General features: G+C 58.0%; 1 rRNA gene (only partly in view). It reads right to left on the bottom strand.

From position 1 onward, the window contains the following. Positions 1 to 1,703, bottom strand: a 23S ribosomal RNA gene (locus AC07GB_RS39790) (it extends 1,268 nt beyond the left edge of the window). Positions 1,704 to 1,753 lie beyond the last annotated feature (50 nt).

Below are 1,753 nucleotides of genomic sequence, written 5' to 3'. Positions count from 1 at the left end.
GTTCCTACACCCTTACCCCGGGACAACCACCGCCCGGGCTGGACTACCTTCCTGCGTCACCCCATCGCTTACCTACTACCACCTTGGATCGGCGGCTCCACCACTCCCCTTCACCCGAAGGCTCCAGGGCGGCTTCACGGCCTTAGCATTAATGGGCTCGATATTGGGCGTTTCAAAGCGGGTACCGGAATATCAACCGGTTATCCATCGACTACGCCTGTCGGCCTCGCCTTAGGTCCCGACTTACCCTGGGCAGATCAGCTTGACCCAGGAACCCTTAGTCAATCGGCGCACACGTTTCTCACGTATGTATCGCTACTCATGCCTGCATTCTCACTCGTGAACCGTCCACCACTGCCTTCCGGCGCAGCTTCACCCGGCACACGACGCTCCCCTACCCATCACAGCCGCCGTTGGGCGTATATGCTGCAATGACACGACTTCGGCGGTACGCTTGAGCCCCGCTACATTGTCGGCGCGGAATCACTAGACCAGTGAGCTATTACGCACTCTTTCAAGGGTGGCTGCTTCTAAGCCAACCTCCTGGTTGTCTCTGCGACTCCACATCCTTTCCCACTTAGCGTACGCTTAGGGGCCTTAGTCGATGCTCTGGGCTGTTTCCCTCTCGACCATGGAGCTTATCCCCCACAGTCTCACTGCCGCGCTCTCACTTACCGGCATTCGGAGTTTGGCTAAGGTCAGTAACCCGGTAGGGCCCATCGCCTATCCAGTGCTCTACCTCCGGCAAGAAACACACGACGCTGCACCTAAATGCATTTCGGGGAGAACCAGCTATCACGGAGTTTGATTGGCCTTTCACCCCTAACCACAGGTCATCCCCCAGGTTTTCAACCCTGGTGGGTTCGGCCCTCCACGAAGTCTTACCTCCGCTTCAGCCTGCCCATGGCTAGATCACTCCGCTTCGGGTCTTGGGCGCGCTACTCAGATCGCCCTATTCGGACTCGCTTTCGCTACGGCTTCCCCACACGGGTTAACCTCGCAACACACCGCAAACTCGCAGGCTCATTCTTCAAAAGGCACGCAGTCACGACGCACCGAGCAAGCTCGATGCGCGACGCTCCCACGGCTTGTAGGCACACGGTTTCAGGTACTATTTCACTCCGCTCCCGCGGTACTTTTCACCATTCCCTCACGGTACTATCCGCTATCGGTCACCAGGGAATATTTAGGCTTAACGGGTGGTCCCGCCAGATTCACACGGGATTTCTCGGGCCCCGTGCTACTTGGGTGTCTCTCAAACGAGCCGCTGACGTTTCGACTACGGGGGTCTTACCCTCTACGCCGGACCTTTCGCATGTCCTTCGCCTACATCAACGGTTTCTGACTCGCCTCACAGCCGGCAGACTGTGAAAGAGAGATCCCACAACCCCCCAAGCGCAACCCCTGCCGGGTCTCACACGCTTGAGGTTTGGCCTCATCCAGTTTCGCTCGCCACTACTCCCGGAATCACGGTTGTTTTCTCTTCCTGCGGGTACTGAGATGTTTCACTTCCCCGCGTTCCCTCCACACCGCCTATATATTCAGCGGTGGGTGACAGCCCATGACGACTGCCGGGTTTCCCCATTCGGAAACCCCCGGATCAAAGCCTGGTTGACGACTCCCCGGGGACTATCGTGGCCTCCCACGTCCTTCATCGGTTCCTGGTGCCAAGGCATCCACCGTGCGCCCTTAAAAACTTGGCCACAGATGCTCGCGTTCACTGTGCAGTTCTCAAACAACGACCAACCACCCA

This window comes from Streptomyces sp. NPDC045778 (genome assembly GCF_056431945.1).
Note: the sequence above shows the minus strand (reverse complement) of the source record. Positions and strands in the feature narration are given on the sequence as shown.